Below are 16,906 nucleotides of genomic sequence, written 5' to 3'. Positions count from 1 at the left end.
GACTCAAAAAAGCCCCCTGCATCCTACGGACAAAATTCCGCGGATGCAGGGGGATTTATGTAATTGCTCTACTTATTAATTAGATGCTGGTAAGGTGTATAGTCGATGCCTTTTTTGTGAAGAAAGTTCATAAGGAACTTATAATCACGTTTTGGCGTTGCTACGATATAACCCTTGATACAGTGATCACGAGTTACTTCACTAGATCCGGTCTCTACGGCTATTTTACCAATTTCGGCTGCAATCGAGTGTTTCGCGATATCGCGAAACGGGCCTGGAACTGGCATCACAAGTTCGCCTAAGAATGCTTTGGAATCTTCTGTCCAGAGGGGACGGCTTCGCTCAACCCAATAATTCTGCCAGTCTAGCTTGGACTTGCCATCGGCTTTGGGCAGTACTTTTAAAAATTTGCGGAACATGAAGAATCCACCGACACACATCAGTCCGAGCATGACCCATCCCCAAAATGCAATGGAGTTCATGAACCAAGACGGCGGTGCACTGGTAGTCAAAGTCTTAAGGATGGCCGCAGTGTTCAGCATCTTTATCTCACCTCTATGATTAATGTCACCTATTACTTTTATATGAATTATAACGTAGTTCCCTACATATTTCGAGCATATTAGGTAAATTTACCCTTGAGTGAAGCAAGGTCACTGAGGCGTATCAATGCACCTAACTTGCTAGTAGAGTGCGATTGTTCCATTCTTGTTTGCTTTAATAGGCTTGATACCCTCAGTTTAGTACCTATATAATGTGTAAGGAAAAATGGTATGTTCGAATCTTGTACCGAATCTTGAATTAAAAATGGGTTCATTCATATAAAAGGAGGATTACGCTTGAAAGGGTTTATTAATGAGTTTAAAGAATTTGCAGTACGCGGTAACGTGATTGATCTGGCTGTCGGGGTCATCATTGGGGGCGCATTCGGTAAGATTGTCACTTCGATTGTCAATGATATTATCATGCCTCCAATTGGGGTTTTACTTGGCGGCGTTGACTTCAAGGATTTTATCATTAATCTCAAGCCGGATATGCATATGCCAGATGGCAGTAAGATTACGACTTTGGCAGATGCGAATGCAGTGGGTGCCCCAGTTATTGCGATTGGCCAATTCGTCAATTCCGTGATTGATTTTGTGATCGTTGCTTTCTGTATTTTCATGCTTGTTAAGGGAATCAATTGGTTAAAGAGAAAAGAGCATGAGAAGCCAGCACCTGAGAAGACTACGAAGGAATGTCCTTATTGCCTATCCGAAATTCCTGTAAAAGCTACCCGCTGCTCGCAGTGCACATCGGTACTGGACGAGCCGGAAACAGCGAACTCTTAAAGGGTAAAGCATTCATTCTGCCCTCTTTAAACAGAGAAAATTTTTGCTTTGTGTTAGGAGCTACGAAGCAGCGGAACGGACGAAATAATTCCGTAGAAGCGAAGCGGTCGCCTTTGTCATCGAATTTCAACCTTGAAACATAATTCATAGAAATTCGAGGACAACAGCGATCGAAGGAATGTTTCGACCGTGGAGCGTCTCCCTATCACATCTTTGAAATGTTTCCAACCGGAAAATCAAATAGAGAATATTCACTGACGAAAATAAACCTTACTGAATTTATGGGTAAGGTTTGTTTTTATTATGCCTCGCCTAGATTTATTTCTGTAATCACGCTAAAATAGGTGATAATTGTTTGAAAGAGAGGGATGCCACATGCTGAAAATCGGTTCCCACGTGTCCTTTTCAGGGCAGGGGCTGCTGAGTGCAGCGACAGAAGCCAAATCCTATGGCTCAAGTTCGTTTATGATATATACTGGCGCACCGCAAAATACGCGCCGTAAGCCGATTGACACGATGTTTCTAGAAGAAGGCAAAGCGATGATGCAAGAGTGCGGTATCGACGAGATCGTCGTTCACGCACCATATATTATTAACCTCGGCTCGTACAAGCCCAATACTTTTGAGCTTGCAGTGAGCTTTCTCCAAGAAGAGATCCGCCGTACGCATGCAGTTGGTGTGAAGAACATTGTTCTGCATCCGGGTGCTTTTACAGATAAAGATGCAGCATATGGAATTGACCGCATTGCCGAAGGCCTGAATGAAGTTCTCGGTGGAACAGACGAGACGGATGTAAAGATTGCACTTGAGACAATGGCGGGGAAAGGCACTGAAATCGGCCGCAGTTTTGAGGAAATTGCTCAAATCATTGACAAGGTGAAATACAATGATCGTCTGGCGATTTGTCTAGATACATGCCACATTCATGATGCTGGTTATGATATCGTGAATGACCTCGATGGTGTACTGGACGAGTTCGATCGTCTGATCGGCTTGGATCGTCTTACCGTTGTTCATATTAACGATAGTAAGAACCCACGCGGTGCGGCGAAAGACCGACACACTCCGCTTGGAACAGGCTGGATCGGATTTGATGCAATTAATAGCATCGTTCATAACGAGCGCCTGCAAGGTCGTCCATTCATTCTAGAGACGCCATGGATTGGTAAAGATGCCAAGACTCAGCGTCCTATGTATGAGATCGAGATTGCACTGCTTCGCGGTGATGTAGAGTCGCGTTTTGGTTCTGAATTCATTGCTCAGGTTGAAGAACTGGGACAGTTCTTTGCCAAAGAGGGAATTGAAGGTCGTCAGTTCGTGCTGGATACTTGGGCTGTACTGAAGAATGATGCCAAAGCGAAAAAGGCAGATCCTCGGGAACCGATGGAACGTCTTTATGATATGGTGACGGCTGCTGGTCTATTGCAAGAATGCAACGAGGAACAGATCAACCAGCGCATTATCGCTTGGCTAGCTGGTAAAGGACAGCAAGCTTAAATTTATCGCAAGAATTTATGGGGTTTATAGGGGAGGGACGAGTCGTCTTTATGGATATTCAAGCAAAAAAGAACTTGCCGTCAGAGGCAGGACAATATTTGAATCGCGCTCGTATGCTTATCGCTTGTCCAGACGGACCAGGAATCGTAGCTGCGGTATCACACTTTTTGCACCAGCATGGTGCCAATATCGTGCAATCTGACCAATATACGATGGATCCGGATGGCGGCATGTTCTTCATGCGCATCGAGTTCGATCTGCCAGATCTTGCGGCGAAGCTTCATGATCTTGAGCAATCCTTCAGCAGCGTAGCTGAGAAATTCCAGATGGAATGGAGCATGAATCACGTTGCTCGCAAGAAGCGGCTTGCTATTTTCGTATCGAAAGAGGATCACTGTTTGGTAGAACTGCTGTGGCAGTGGCAGGCAGGGGACCTCGACGCGGATATCGCGCTTGTAGTCAGCAACCATCTAGATATGAAGGAATATGTAGAGTCTTTCGGAATTCCGTATCATCATATTCCGGTTACTGCGGATACGAAGCCGGAAGCAGAGAAGCGTCAGCTTGAAGTGATTGGCGATGACATCGATGTCATTATCCTTGCTCGTTACATGCAGATCATCTCGCCTACCTTCATCACGCATTATCGAAATCGTATCATTAATATCCATCACTCCTTCCTTCCGGCATTTGTCGGTGGTAAACCGTACGCACAGGCTTATCAGCGTGGTGTGAAGATTATTGGTGCTACGGCTCACTATGTAACAGAAGAGCTAGACGGAGGGCCAATCATTGAGCAAGACGTACAGCGTGTGAGCCATCGTGATGACGTGAATGAGCTGAAGCGTATCGGAAGAACCATTGAACGAGTTGTTCTTGCGAGAGCTGTGAAATGGCATATTGAGGATCGAATTCTTGTTCATCAGAATAAAACGGTAGTTTTTTAAACGACCGCCTCTAATCATTATCATCGATTTATTGGAGCAGCTGAGTTTGCTGCAATTCGGATCATACATCCCGCTCCATTTTTGGAGACGGGGTGTTTTTTTGTCTAAAAAGGATGTTAAGGCAAACTTTTGAATGGAGAGACTCGTCATTAACTAGGAGATCGTTCAAAAACCGTAAATAGTCGTTATGAGAAAAACCATGTTTAGTAGCTATTAATTAGAAGAGAGGGGAATCATCATTTTGTCGTTTTATAAAAAATTAATGGGGATCATGGTGCTATCCATTGCGCTGTTCCTTACAGCGGTGCTTCCGTATCCGTTAATGGGCGGAACAGCATATGCTGATGGCGCGAAGATTGAACTGAAGACCGAGATTGGATACAAAGGAAACCTCAAACAGGACAAGTGGAATCCATTGAAGCTGACACTGACAAGTGACCGCGACATTTCAGGAGATATTGTTCTGCGGGTAACCAACACGAATGGAAACGGTCAGGAGGCGGCTTATGTCCAGCATGTCGAGCTGCCGAAGGATACGCCAAAGGAATTGATTATGGCCGTTCCTGGATTTTTCTACAATAAGGACAACAATGAAATTACATTCTATGAAGGTTCATACAAGAATGGTAAGCCGATTAAATTCGCAGCAGGTAAGAACATAATCCAGAAGGCGTCAATGCAGAATGGGCTTGTAGGCGTTCTATCTGATGATCCAGATACGATGAATTTCCTGAGTGCACTGAATGCAAAAGGGACTTCGCTTATCACAGTTCCTATGACAGAAGAGGATATCTCTAGTGATCCGATGCTGCTGGATGGGTTAGATGTCCTTGTCATTAATAATTTTGCATCCGATATATTGTCGAAACAGCAACAGGATTCAATTAAGTCATGGGTGGAATCCGGTGGATCGCTCGTATTGGCTGGTGGAGCTGGATACTCCAAGACAGCCGCTCCATTCACAGATATTGCACCTGTTCAAGGAAATGGAACGATGGAGGTAGGGACTCTTCCTGAACTTCAAAAGCTTGGTGGTAAAGTACTGAAACTCGATGATGAATTTACCATTTCGAAAGCCACTATAGTAGAAGGCGCAAATGTTGAAAGTCAAACAGCGGGTGTTCCTCTCTTTGCTTCGCGAAGCATTGAGCAGGGAAAAGTGTATTATGCGGCTTATGATGTGGCAATGGAGCCAGTTAGTTCATGGGCTGGTCATAGTACAGCATGGGCATCTGTTCTTAAAGATGCACTTCCATTGACGAATAACTACTACGGGTCAACCTTAGATAACTTAAGTTATGTGCTCGATTATTTCCCATCCTTAAAAATGCCATCATTTCAAGTACTTCTATGGTTACTTATTGGTTATGCACTCATCGTTGCGCCCGTACTTTATTATATTTTGAAAAAAGCAGATAAGCGTGAATGGGCTTGGTTCCTTATTCCGCTGATTGCCGTAATCGCAAGTGGAACTGTTTATGTGATTGGTTCTTCCGATAAGACTCAAGAAATGGCTCATACGATTAACATCATGGAGCTGAATGGAGAAGGAAGTGCGGTGAAAACAACGGCCTCAGCTTTCTTCACACCGAGAAGTGGTGATTACGAGTTAGAGTTCCCTACGAATACGTATCTGAAAACCCAGCGTTCAGGCGGTACCTTTGGCGGCGGGATATCAGAGAATAAGAATTATATTCGTATCGAAGATGAACAGACCAAGCTGGAATTAAGAGATATGCCGCAGTGGTCTTTGGCTAAATTATCAGCCGAATATACGGGAACTGAAAAGTTAGGACAAATTCAGACCGAGTTGAAATTGGATAGCAAAGGTCAACTAACAGGTAAAGTGACGAATGAGACGACGAGCGATCTTAAAGAGGTTGTCCTTGTTATTGGGGGGAAAGCACATAAGCTTGGCGATATTGCATCTAAGGGCTCAGCGGATGTTCCTACATCAGGCAACGCGGTTATGAAAATCATGGGTGGTGACTTAAGCGGCATGATCTACCCTTACAACCAAAATAATGATCAATATAATCGTCACCGAGATATACTATCCTCCTACACGAGCAGATCGAGTACGACCATTAAAGATGCTTATGTATTTGGCTGGAGTGAGGATAAGTTAACGAGTTATAAACTGAAGGGGAAGGAAGTGCAGAGTGATCAGCTCAACTTCTGGATCCAACCCGTGACTATGGAATGGGGGCAAAATGGGATCGTAAATATTCCATACGGATATATCAATGCCCAGGTAGCGCAAGCCAATGCTCCTACATTCTTTGTTAATCCTTATGGAATAGAATTGGCTCAAGGAACCATGGTTGCTGAGTTCCCGCTAATGTCAGCGATGGACATGAATTATTCTGAATTCTCGATTAAGGGAACAAAGCTTGGCGGAGGTATGACGATGGAGATATGGAATGCTGCCGACAATACCTGGGAGCCGATTGATAGTAAAGGTGTCTTTACCGTGAAAGACAATACGGAGAAGTATATTGTGGATAAGAAGATTCGATTCTCCGTTACTGCTAAGGATCAGGGAATGTTTCAGATGCCGGAGCTGTCGCTGAAAGGGGAAGTAAAAGAATGATTGAGATTAGAGAATTAAGTAAGCATTATGGGACCTTCCATGCGCTGAAGGGAATCTCGTTGGATATTGAAAAAGGAACCGTATTCGGATTTGTTGGCCCGAATGGAGCTGGCAAATCGACCACGATGTCTATTTTGGCGACACTGGCTCTTCCAAGCTCAGGCACAGCTAAAGTGGGCGGATATGAGGTAACCGAATACCCTAAGGAAGTTCGTAAACGGATCGGATATATGCCGGACTTCTTCGGTGTATATGACCAGCTCAAGGCAACGGAGTATCTTCATTTCTATGGAGCGAGTTATGGAATTCCGCGTACAGATCGGGAGAAGCTTATCCCCCAGCTGTTAGAGCTTGTGAACTTAAGCGATAAGGCTGATGCCTATGTAGATAGTCTTTCACGTGGTATGAAGCAGCGTCTCTGCCTTGCAAGATGTCTGGTTCATGATCCGGATGTGCTTATTCTGGATGAGCCAGCTTCGGGACTTGATCCAAGGGCGCGAATTGAAATGCGTGAGATCCTCAAGGAATTAAAGCTGATGGGTAAGACAATCATTATCTCATCACATATACTGCCGGAGCTTGCAGAGATGGTAGACGAGATTGGCGTTATTGAGCATGGTGAAATGATTGCCCAAGGTAAGGTATCCGATATTCAGAATAGACTCAGGGTCAAAAAGGTCATTCATATTCGCACATTGGGGAAAGAGGATATCCTAGCTGGAAAGCTGCGTGACGAGCCATTCGTTACATCGGTCTTAACGGATAATACAGGCGTTCATGTTCATTTTAGTGGTGATGATCACCAGCAAAGTGCTCTGCTGCATCAAGTCATATCATGGGGAATACCTGTGGTGTCTTTCCAGGAAGCACAAAGTAATCTTGAAGATGTGTTCTTGGAAATTACGAAAGGGGGGACTCAGGTATGAATTGGAGCAGAAGAATGATTAACCCTGTAATGGATAAAGAGTTCCGGCTACGTATGCGTTCTCCTCGTTCCATGTTGTCTGTGTTGTTCTATGTATTGGCACTGGGTGCAATTGCTATGGGATTCATATACATCTTTCTATATTTAGGACAGAACAATTCTCAACGTTTTGATCCTACGAGAAGCCAGCTCATGTTCTATGTGCTTAGCTTCGCCCAGCTCGTATTGATCGCATTTATGGCACCGGCACTCACAGCGGGTGTCATCAGTAGTGAGCGGGAGAAGCAGACGCTCAGTATGCTGCTTACAACGCAGCAAAGTTCGGCGACAATCGTACTCAGTAAGCTGGTTTCATCCCTTAGCTTCATGACATTGATCATCGTGTCGACACTACCCATCTACAGTATCGTGTTTCTGTACGGAGGGATTTCTCCTAAGCAACTGGTATCCGTATTCTTGTTCTATCTCTTTGTGATGCTGCTCTTAGGTTCGTTAGGAGTAATGTTCTCTACTCTTTTCAAAAAGACGATTGTAGCGATTATTGTAACTTATGGAACAGGGCTCGTTATCTTCTTGGTTACAGGTTTACTATATTTGTTCTTCTTAGGGATTGAGCAGCGGAATATGTTCATGAATCCTGTACCTACAACGCAGACACATTCATGGATTGGTTACATGCTCGGCCTGAATCCTGCGGGAGCGATGGTTAGTATATTCGAACCGTCATTTTCGAAAGAGGTGTTCCTAGTACAGGGAGGGACGCTTAATAGTAAAGCCCCGATATCATTATGGCTTGAATTTGTACTTGTGTATTCGGTAGTTATTGTTGTTTCGCTATGGGTTGCCATCCGCCGAATCCGTTCTGTACGCAGAGGAAAGTTATTTGGTAGAAAAAAGGCATCGAGCCCTATGCCGGATGCTAGTGTCTAAGCCTTAAAAGACCGGAGGGTAGTACAAGATGGACAATATTATGCGTTTCATTGAAATGGCCCGTCGCAGGCTACAGCGATTCCGGATGACTGCATATGCTTTAACAGGTCTAGCTGCAGGGTTTGCAGCTGCTCTACTTCTGCTCATTATCGGGAGATTCATACCTATTCTATGGCTTCAGGTGGCTGTTTACATTCTGCCCGTCGCTGGAGTCGTACTCGGATTGGTGATCGGTTGGTTCCGTAGAGTCCCTGTACAGGATGCTGCTTCAGTGATGGATGAATCGATAGAAGGAACAGAGCGGAGCGACATGATGGTCACCGCTCTCTCTTTCAAGGAAGACGAATCGCTGGCTGCACAGTTTCAGCGGAGTCAAGCAGAGAGGTATGCTGGACAATTTGCATCTACGATGAAGCACCGTTTACCTACACCGAAATGGAAGAAGCAACTTGTCATATGCTGCGCTGGGCTCGTTGCCGTTCTAATCATGGTATTCATTCCGAATCCGATGGATAAGAAGGTCGAAGCTGCCAAAGAACAACAGACCTGGGTCAAGCAGCAGGTGAAAGAGACGGAAAAGCTGGCTGAAGAGCTAAAGAAAGAACTTATAAAGCCGGATGATAAACAGAAGCTTCAAGAGCAGATTGATGCGTTAAAGAAACAGCTCGAGAAAATGAAGGATCCTGAGAAGGCACTTGAGAAGCTAGAAGAAGTAATGAAGCAGCTGGAGAAGACGGTAAAGAAGCAAGAAGAACAGACCAAGGCGATCTCCGAGCTGGCGAAGCAAATGATGAACAATAAAGCGATGGCGAACGCAGGAAAGAGTCTTCAGCAAGGCAAATCCGAACAGCTGAAGCAGGAAATGAAGAAGCTGACAGAGCAGGTTAAGAAGATGTCCGAAGAAGAGAAGAAAAAGCTGTCTGAGGCCCTAAAGCAAATGGCTGCTGAAGCAGCCAAAAATCCCGAAGCTGATAAGTTAAAGGATGCTCTTCAAAAAGCCGCAGAAGCATTGAAGTCCGGAAAGCAGCTGACGAAGGAGCAGGAAGAAGCACTTCAGAAGCTTGCCGAGGAACTTGCAAAAGCTGCAGAAGCGAAACAATCTTCAAATGCTTCCTCAAAGGCTGCTTCTGATCTCGCTGCTGCATTAGCTTCCCAAGGTCTAAGTCTAGCTGATAAAATGGCTGCCGCAGGTATGACGGTATCCGATACTTGGAGTACCGGAGGAAGCGCAGAGGCATTAGCTCAGGCTGGCCTGAGCGAAGGCTCAAATGATGGTGAGAGCGAAGACGAAGAATCTGACGAAGAAGGTTCGGGCTCAGGAAGCGGTGAAGGATCTGGTAAAGGTTCCGGTAGTGGCTCGGGTTCAGGTAGTGGCTCAGGATCTGGAAATGGGTCAGGAACAGGTACAGGAACAGGTTCGGGTCAAGGAGCTGGTGCAGGATTAGGCTCTGGAGGGCGTGAACTGGTGACAACTCCTCGAGACTTGAAAGGAAGCGGAAATGTGAAGAACGATTCCGGTGCCCTGAACGGTAAAGGTGGCGAAGTTCAAAAAGGCGGCGTATCACCGACCATACCGGGAACTTCCAGACCTTATGAGGAAGTATATAAGGACTATGCTGCCGAGGCTCGAAAGTCACTAGGGCGGAATCCCTTGCCCGAGCAGATGCAGGGACTGGTGGAGGACTATTTCACTCAGATAAATCCCAATCCGTAGTTGTTATAAATATAGAACGATGAAGAGAGGTAGTAATCCATGTCTGAAATTACAGTTAAACCACAGGAATGGGTAGACAATATATCGAAACTGAGGAACCAGATCGGCGAAGTCATTGTAGGACAGCAGGAAGTTGTAGAGCAGATGCTGTGGTGTATTTTTGCTGGGGGGCATGCACTTCTGGAAGGTATTCCAGGACTCGGGAAAACAATGCTTGTTCGTACGGTGTCTGAGGCACTCGATTTATCTTTCTCACGGATTCAGTTTACGCCGGACTTGATGCCGAGCGATATTACAGGAACGAATATTTTATCTTTTGGTCAGCAAGGTAGCACAGGAATGTCATTTCAAAAAGGACCACTCTTCAGCAGCATCGTGCTTGCCGATGAGATTAACCGTGCCACACCGAAAACGCAAAGTGCACTGCTTGAAGCAATGCAGGAGAAGACGGTTACGGTTGGTAGTGAGACGCACCGACTTCCGAGGCCCTTCTTCGTATTGGCTACGCAGAATCCGCTTGAGAACGAAGGAACTTATCCGCTGCCGGAAGCCCAGCTAGACCGGTTCCTTTTGAAGATTGAGGTTTCGTATCCAAGCGCAGATGAACTGAAGGAAATTGTGAGAAGAACGACATCTTCCCATGAGACTGAGGTTCAAAGACAAATGTCTGCTGAACAACTCCTCGAAATTCAGCACGGTGCCAAAGAGGTGCTCGTGGCTGAGGAGATTCTCGATTATGCAGTCAAGCTGTTAATGATGACCCATCCAGAAGAAGCAACAGCACCGGATGAGGTTCGTAAGTATGTTCGATTCGGCTCCGGTCCACGTGGGGTCCAATCCATCATTTCGGTTGGCAAGGTACGTGCGCTCTGTAATGGACGAATGCATTTATCAACAGGAGATATTCGGGCAGTAGCATTACCTGCACTGCGACACCGGCTATTCTTGAACTTTGAAGGGCAAGCGATGGGTGTAACGACAGACCAGGTGATTCAGGCTGTACTGGATAAACTGGAGGGAACAGCATGAGCAAAACCGGACATCTGCTTCCGCCTGAGTGGATGACTCGCCTAGAGCGGCTCAGTCTAGGCGCAAGAACGAGGGTGGCCGGCACGTTACAAGGAAAGCGGCGCTCCCGCCGTCTTGGTTCGTCGCTTGAGTTCGCAGATTATCGCCTGTATACACCCGGTGATGATGTGCGGCGGTTTGATTGGGGAGTGTATTCCAGAACAGGTAAGGCGTTTGTACGTCAGTTCATGGACGAGCAGGAGCTTATGGTGAGTATTTACGTGGATTGCTCTGCCTCGATGAATGCAAGAACGTCAACTTCTTCGCTCGACTCATCCCCTTCTAAGGGAGGCAATACATCTAGAGAGGACTCAGAGGGGTCAAAATGGCTGCTCGCTAGACAATTAGCAGCAAGCATTGGTTACATGGCCCTATCGTCTTATGATCGTTTGCAGGTGGCTTGTTACAGTCGTACGCTCGATTCAAGGCTGCCCGTTCTTCGGGGAAAAGGAGCAGCCCATCGGTTATTCTCTCACCTGCAGCAAGCTCCTACTGGCGGAGATGGAAGTCTTGCAGCGGCCTTGTCGGTACCTGGTGCATTACCAAGACTTCCTGGAATGACCTGGATCTTCTCGGACTTTTGGCTAGAGGGTGGAGAAGAGGAGTTATCTAGATCATTGTCACTATTAGCCGGAGCCGGTCAGGAAACGGTGTTAGTTCATGTTTTATCGAGAGAAGAACTGGAACCACGCCTTTCTGGAGACTTAAGACTAGTGGACAGTGAGCGGATGACGGGGAAAGAAGTTGCTATAACGGGGCGTGTGCTGGATGCATATCGAGAGGAATTGGAGAATTATCGTCAGATGTTAGCCAGGGTATGCGCAGAGCGTGGTATGACCTATGTACTCATTCCGGCGGATATGCCGCTACAGGAAGCGGTATTCGGCATTCTGGCAAGTGCTGGACTGGTTAAGGGTTAGCTTTGGTATAAGGGCCTTTACGGTTTTGTTCATACGAAGGTTCTTAGGCTATACCAGGCAGCGGTTTTAAGGAGGAGGACTTTTTGGGGATTCAATCTTGGGTTAGTCTATGGTTCGGACTTGCTATACCAGCCATCGTGCTGATGTATATGTTTAAGCGGAAATATATAGATACAACAGTGCCGAGCCATATGCTATGGGACCGAGTACTGCGTAATTTGGAGGCGAATCGGCCCTGGCAGAAGCTGCAAAATCGATTATTGTTATGGTTACAGCTACTGGCAGCAGCTGTCATTATTTTCGCGCTGATGCAGCCTTTTTTGAAGGTGTCCGGCAGTGGGAGTCAGCATATCGTTATCGTCGCCGATACCTCAGGCAGCATGAGCGCGGAGGCGGAAGTTCAAGGCGGGTTAACGAAACCGAAGGACGAAGCGGGCACGTTTACTAGGCTTGATCTATTGAAGGAACGTATTCAGGAATACGTTAAAGATCAGGGGAAGGGCAAAGACATTACACTGTTGACCGTCGGTGCAAGACCCGTTACGTTGCTGTCGCGTGAAGAGGACAGGGATGTAATTCGGAAGGCAGTAGATGAAATGCAGCTTTATTACGGACAAGCTTCCTACAGAGAGACGCTTTCACTAGCGTCAGCTTTAACACGTGAGGAAACGGATGCAGAAGTGATCGTGTTCACTGACGGGCAGTGGAAGGAAGATACGGATCAGATGGTATTCAATGTACCGATATCTGTTGAGAAAATAGCTGGGGGATTGCCACTAAATTATGCGGTTGAACAGTTCGGTATTTCAAACAAAGAATCAAACGCAGCTGCACCCAGCTCTGCAATAGCTGTGATCAGTAGTAATTCAGCACAGCCTGTGGAGGTGGAAGCGAATCTATATGGCGATGATAAGTTACTCATAAGCAGAGAAGTGGAAGTGAAATCCGGAGCAAAAGCGACAGTCACGTTTGCAGATATTCCGTTTGCAGAGGTGTACCGTCTGGAGCTTGCCGGAGATGATGAGTACCACGCGGATAATGAGTCGTATGCTTTTGGCACGAAGCTCGGAAGCTCAAGGGTTCTTCTACTTACCGCGGGGAACATGTTTCTGGAAAAGGCACTTCAATTAAGCGGAGCAGAAGTAACGAAGGTTGTGGTGAACACGGAGAGCGCTGCTGGCACGGTTAAAGAAACAGGGCAGAGTAATGAAGTGCCTGTTCCCACGGGGGATTTTGACCTGATCGTGATGGATGGATCGATGCCAGAAGCTTACACCAAGGGAGAGTGGGCTGTATTAACAGACAAAACTCCTCTCTGGACCATAGGTACTCAAGGGAAGAAGAAGCCGAATCCTGGTGGGCGACCAGTCATGGTCAGTCACCCGGTAACATCGTATATTACGTTATCTGGCGTATATGTAGGTAATTTAGTGGACGAAGAACCCATGTGGGGTGAGCCGATCATTAAGTTTGGAGATACGCCTGTCGTTTATGCAGGTAAAGAAGGGGGATATCCTCGTTTATCCTTTGGTTTTTTACTACAGGATAGCGATCTTCCCTTATCATCAGAGTTTCCTGTGCTTGTGAATAATGCACTGAAATGGTTGACCGCAGGTAAAGGAAGTGGGCTCGGTCGTTACATGGCTGGGGCTGTTGCTGATATTCCGATTGCTGCAGACACCGTGAAAGCAGGATTTGTTCCCAAAGGTGGATTAGCGTTTGAGCGTGGTGTCGCCCCGAGTGAAGCGATGCGTACGGATAAAGGATTTTCAGCAGCACAAACGGTACCTGAAACGCCAGGGTTATATGTTTTTGAACAAGAGAATAAGGCCGGAGAGAAGATCAGTTATTCGCTTGCTGTAACCTCTGATCCATTTGAAGGGGAGCTATCTTTCGATAAAGGTCCTCTCGTAAGTCAATCAGTTAATGGGCAGACCGAAGGAGAGAAGGATAGCGCAGCTCCTACTCCATCGAACGATGCGGATACGAGTGCGACTTCACTTATTCCGTGGCTTGCGGCATTAGCGCTTGCTGTGATTGCGGCAGAATGGGGGGTGTACCAGCGTGGGCGTTCAATTTAGTGTGCCGTGGCTTTTATTGCTTCTAATTCCGGCTGGAGTTTTTCTCTATTATGCTTATAAATCGGATTTTCGGTTAGGTGGTTTCCGTAAGAAACTTGCGTTATTTCTAAGAGCTTGCGTTATTATTTTACTTATTTTTGTCTTATCGGGACTTCATGGATTTACGATTCTACATGATAAACAGGTTGTTTATCTGGCAGACCGATCTGACAGTATGGGGGACACATCAAGGCTCAGTGAATGGGTTCAAACTTCTATTAAAGCGAAAGGTGAAGATGATAGCACTGCTCTTGTCTCTACAGGACTTGAGGGAGCCGTTGAACGTAAACTATCTTTCTCGGAGGAAGCAGGGGCTTCACTTAATGCAGCGTTAGAGGGTAAGTTCACGGGTCTTGAATCCGGACTTCAGCTCGCAGGTAATCTATTCGAAGGTACGGCGGATTCTCGGATTGTGCTGCTCTCGGATGGAGAAGAGAATGTTGGCAGTATGCTGGGCGTAGGGAGATTGCTGAAGGATCGCGGGATCGCGGTTGATGTTCTGCCTGTTCCACAGCTAGATATCAAGGATGCTGCTGTTGAGGAATTACGTGTACCCGATAAGTTGTATCAGGCCGAATCGTTCTATGTTGAAGTGATGATCAAGAGTACGTTTAAGACTGCTGGAGAGCTTCGAATCTATGAAGATAACCGGGAGATCGGACGGGAGCGTGTAGAGCTTTCTGCAGGCGAGAATCGCTTTGCTGTGAAGGGTCTAGCGAAGTCGCCTGGTCTTCACAGATATAAAGCTGAGATCTTCATGGATGGTGATGAATCAGCTGCGAACAATGCAGGATATGACTTCACGCGTGTAGATGGTCCGCCGAACGTGCTGATTGTTGAGGGTACGCCGGGGACATCCGGGAACATTACCGCTGCACTGAAGTCAGGTATGATTGGCACGGAAGTGATTCCACCACATATGCTTCCGCTTGAGCCTGCGAAGTATGCTGTTTATGACAGTATTATTTTTAATAATGTATCGGGTAGTAATGTCGGTGGGAAGCAGATGGAACTGATTGAGCAGGCTGTGAGAAGCTTCGGGATCGGGTTCATGATGGTTGGTGGCGAGGATAGCTTTGGGATGGGCGGTTACTTCAAGACACCGATTGAAAAAGCACTCCCTGTCTCCATGGAGCTCGAAGGAAAACGCGAGATTCCATCCCAAGGATTGATTCTAGTAATCGACCGCTCCGGTAGTATGAGTGGGGAAAAGATAGAGCTTGCCAAAGAATCAGCAATGCGCACCGTGGAGCTACTACGCTCCAAAGATACAGTAGGTGTGGTTGCGTTTGATGATCAGCCATGGTGGGTTGTTCCACCGCAGAAGCTGGGCGATAAGAAGGATGTGCTTGAATCCATTCAGTCCATCCCGAGTGCGGGCGGAACGAATATTTATCCAGCCGTGGAGTCGGCTCTAAATGAGATGCTGAACATTAAAGCACAGAGAAGACATATTATCCTTATGACCGATGGTCAATCGGCTTTGCATTCGGGCTACGATGATCTAACCAGTATGATGGTGAAGAATAAGATCACGTTATCATCGGTCGCTGTAGGTATGGATGCAGACCGTAATCTACTGCAATATCTTGCGGATGCCGCAAAAGGTCGGTACTACTATGTTGAGGATGAAACAACACTTCCTGCTGTATTCAGCCGGGAGGCTGCACTGATGGCGAAGTCGTATATTGTGGATAAGCCTTTTGTTCCTGCAATACAAAATGCGGGAGACTGGTCGTCACTATTCGATCAAGGTGTGCCTGGATTATATGGTTATGTGGCAACTACGGCCAAAGCATCAGCCCAAACGGTGCTGGTGAGCCCAGAGCCCGATCCAATTCTTGCAAGATGGCAGTATGGTTCTGGTCGAACGGTAGCATGGACGAGTGACCTTAGTGGAAAGTGGTCGAAGGAGTGGGTGTCCTGGCCTGCATTCGCTGATACTTTAACGGAGATTGTAAAGTGGACCTTTCCGCAATTCACGTCCTCTTCCTATGAAGTATCAACGACCACAGCTGGTAATCAGGTTAAGCTGCAGGTGGAAGCGAGTAGCGATAATCCACCTGAGAAGATGGTTGCTAAGATCTCCGGAGATGAAGCGGGGGAGAAGACCGTTGACCTCGTGCAAGAGGCGCCCGGACGTTACACGGGTCAAGTTCAAGTATCTAAACCTGGTGCATTTCTGATGTCGCTTGAAGATGTTAGTGGAGGACAATCCGTACAAGCTGCGCCAGGCACAGGTTTTGTTGTTCCATATTCGCCGGAGTACCGCATATCTTCGGGAGGCGGTGAAGATGGGCTCAAGAAGCTGGCTGAGCTAACCGGTGGTCGTGTTCTCTCCTGGGACAAGCCGGAGGATGTATTCGACCGTGAGGCGACGTCTAGACGGGTGCTCCATGATTGGAGCTACCCACTGCTCGTAGCGGCCCTCCTCTTGTGGGTCGCGGACATCGCCGTGCGGCGCCTGGCTCTGCCCTGGGCCGCCATCGGCACTCGCGTAGCCGCCCTGCTTCGCAGGCGGCCAGCTCCTGCCGCCGAGGCCGGGCGTGACGCCGGCCTCGATCGGCTCGCTGCGCGCAAGGAGCGCGCTGCGAGCTTCTACGGCAGCAGCGGCGGCTCCGCCAAGCCGCCTGCTGCCGAGGTGCCCGCGCAGCCGCGTGATCGCGGCGCGGGCAGCGGCGAAGCCGTGGGCGGGGAACCGCCCCGGCTTCAAGCGCACCGGCGGGGGCCGTAAGGCCCCGCCGGAGGCGCGCGTGCCGCAGCGGCCGAAGGCACCGCTGCGGGAAGAGCCGCCAGCCAAGGCGAAGCCGGCTGGCACAGCGGGCGGGCGCGCTGCAAGCCCGCCGCCCCCACCACCGCCG

12 protein-coding genes are annotated in these 16,906 nt (G+C 47.6%); 11 read left to right on the top strand and 1 reads right to left on the bottom strand.

Annotation, left to right across the window (positions count from 1 at the left end):
- Positions 1–68: 68 nt before the first annotated feature.
- On the bottom strand, positions 69–542 hold the full coding sequence (locus ACK8P5_RS20410) for a DUF2621 domain-containing protein (RefSeq protein ID WP_422658083.1): 474 nt from the start codon (positions 540–542) through the stop codon (positions 69–71).
- 297 nt (positions 543–839) lie between these two features.
- On the opposite strand from ACK8P5_RS20410, the gene mscL reads away from it, so the two are divergent.
- From mscL to ACK8P5_RS20355, 11 genes are all read left to right on the top strand, one after another.
- On the top strand, positions 840–1,331 hold the full coding sequence (mscL, locus tag ACK8P5_RS20405) for a large conductance mechanosensitive channel protein MscL (RefSeq protein ID WP_422658082.1): 492 nt from the start codon (positions 840–842) through the stop codon (positions 1,329–1,331).
- 375 nt (positions 1,332–1,706) lie between these two features.
- The gene (locus ACK8P5_RS20400) at positions 1,707–2,828 is read left to right on the top strand and encodes a deoxyribonuclease IV (RefSeq protein ID WP_422658081.1); all 1,122 of its coding nucleotides are present in this window, start codon (positions 1,707–1,709) and stop codon (positions 2,826–2,828) included.
- 50 nt (positions 2,829–2,878) lie between these two features.
- Entirely contained in the window at positions 2,879–3,775 is an 897-nt protein-coding gene (purU, locus tag ACK8P5_RS20395; RefSeq protein ID WP_422658080.1) for a formyltetrahydrofolate deformylase, read from the top strand.
- A 241-nt stretch (positions 3,776–4,016) separates the two neighbouring features.
- Positions 4,017–6,368, top strand: coding sequence for a hypothetical protein (locus ACK8P5_RS20390; protein WP_422658079.1), 2,352 nt, complete (start codon positions 4,017–4,019; stop codon positions 6,366–6,368).
- Positions 6,365–7,294: an ATP-binding cassette domain-containing protein gene (locus ACK8P5_RS20385; protein WP_422658078.1), complete on the top strand. Its 930-nt coding sequence runs from the start codon at positions 6,365–6,367 to the stop codon at positions 7,292–7,294. The genes ACK8P5_RS20390 and ACK8P5_RS20385 overlap by 4 nt, the downstream gene beginning before the upstream one ends.
- Entirely contained in the window at positions 7,291–8,223 is a 933-nt protein-coding gene (locus tag ACK8P5_RS20380; protein WP_422658077.1) for an ABC transporter permease, read from the top strand. The genes ACK8P5_RS20385 and ACK8P5_RS20380 overlap by 4 nt, the downstream gene beginning before the upstream one ends.
- A gap of 28 nt (positions 8,224–8,251) precedes the next feature.
- The gene (locus tag ACK8P5_RS20375) at positions 8,252–9,937 is read left to right on the top strand and encodes a phage tail tape measure protein (protein ID WP_422658076.1); all 1,686 of its coding nucleotides are present in this window, start codon (positions 8,252–8,254) and stop codon (positions 9,935–9,937) included.
- Between the two features lie 39 nt (positions 9,938–9,976).
- Positions 9,977–10,966 (top strand): AAA family ATPase, encoded by a 990-nt coding sequence (locus ACK8P5_RS20370; protein WP_422658075.1) that lies wholly within the window; start codon positions 9,977–9,979, stop codon positions 10,964–10,966.
- A complete protein-coding gene (locus ACK8P5_RS20365) occupies positions 10,963–11,925 on the top strand; it encodes a DUF58 domain-containing protein (RefSeq protein ID WP_422658074.1) in 963 nt (320 codons plus the stop codon). The genes ACK8P5_RS20370 and ACK8P5_RS20365 overlap by 4 nt, the downstream gene beginning before the upstream one ends.
- Before the next feature lie 83 nt (positions 11,926–12,008).
- Positions 12,009–14,006, top strand: a complete 1,998-nt coding sequence (locus ACK8P5_RS20360) for a vWA domain-containing protein (protein ID WP_422658073.1) — start codon at positions 12,009–12,011, stop codon at positions 14,004–14,006.
- Positions 13,990–16,779, top strand: a complete 2,790-nt coding sequence (locus ACK8P5_RS20355; protein ID WP_422658072.1) for a VWA domain-containing protein — start codon at positions 13,990–13,992, stop codon at positions 16,777–16,779. The genes ACK8P5_RS20360 and ACK8P5_RS20355 overlap by 17 nt, the downstream gene beginning before the upstream one ends.
- Positions 16,780–16,906 lie beyond the last annotated feature (127 nt).

The sequence above is a fragment of the Paenibacillus sp. EC2-1 genome (assembly GCF_049311625.1).
Taxonomy (GTDB): domain Bacteria; phylum Bacillota; class Bacilli; order Paenibacillales; family Paenibacillaceae; genus Paenibacillus_AQ.
The sequence above is the reverse complement of the archived record's forward strand: the minus strand, read 5'-3'. Positions and strand labels throughout refer to the sequence as shown.

Coding starts and splice junctions, on each gene's coding strand:
- ACK8P5_RS20410 (WP_422658083.1), bottom strand. CDS start 542: ATGCTGAACACTGCGGCCATCCTTAAGACTTTGACTACCAGTGCACCG.
- ACK8P5_RS20400 (WP_422658081.1), top strand. CDS start 1,707: ATGCTGAAAATCGGTTCCCACGTGTCCTTTTCAGGGCAGGGGCTGCTG.
- purU (WP_422658080.1), top strand. CDS start 2,879: ATGGATATTCAAGCAAAAAAGAACTTGCCGTCAGAGGCAGGACAATAT.
- ACK8P5_RS20385 (WP_422658078.1), top strand. CDS start 6,365: ATGATTGAGATTAGAGAATTAAGTAAGCATTATGGGACCTTCCATGCG.
- ACK8P5_RS20380 (WP_422658077.1), top strand. CDS start 7,291: ATGAATTGGAGCAGAAGAATGATTAACCCTGTAATGGATAAAGAGTTC.
- ACK8P5_RS20375 (WP_422658076.1), top strand. CDS start 8,252: ATGGACAATATTATGCGTTTCATTGAAATGGCCCGTCGCAGGCTACAG.
- ACK8P5_RS20370 (WP_422658075.1), top strand. CDS start 9,977: ATGTCTGAAATTACAGTTAAACCACAGGAATGGGTAGACAATATATCG.
- ACK8P5_RS20365 (WP_422658074.1), top strand. CDS start 10,963: ATGAGCAAAACCGGACATCTGCTTCCGCCTGAGTGGATGACTCGCCTA.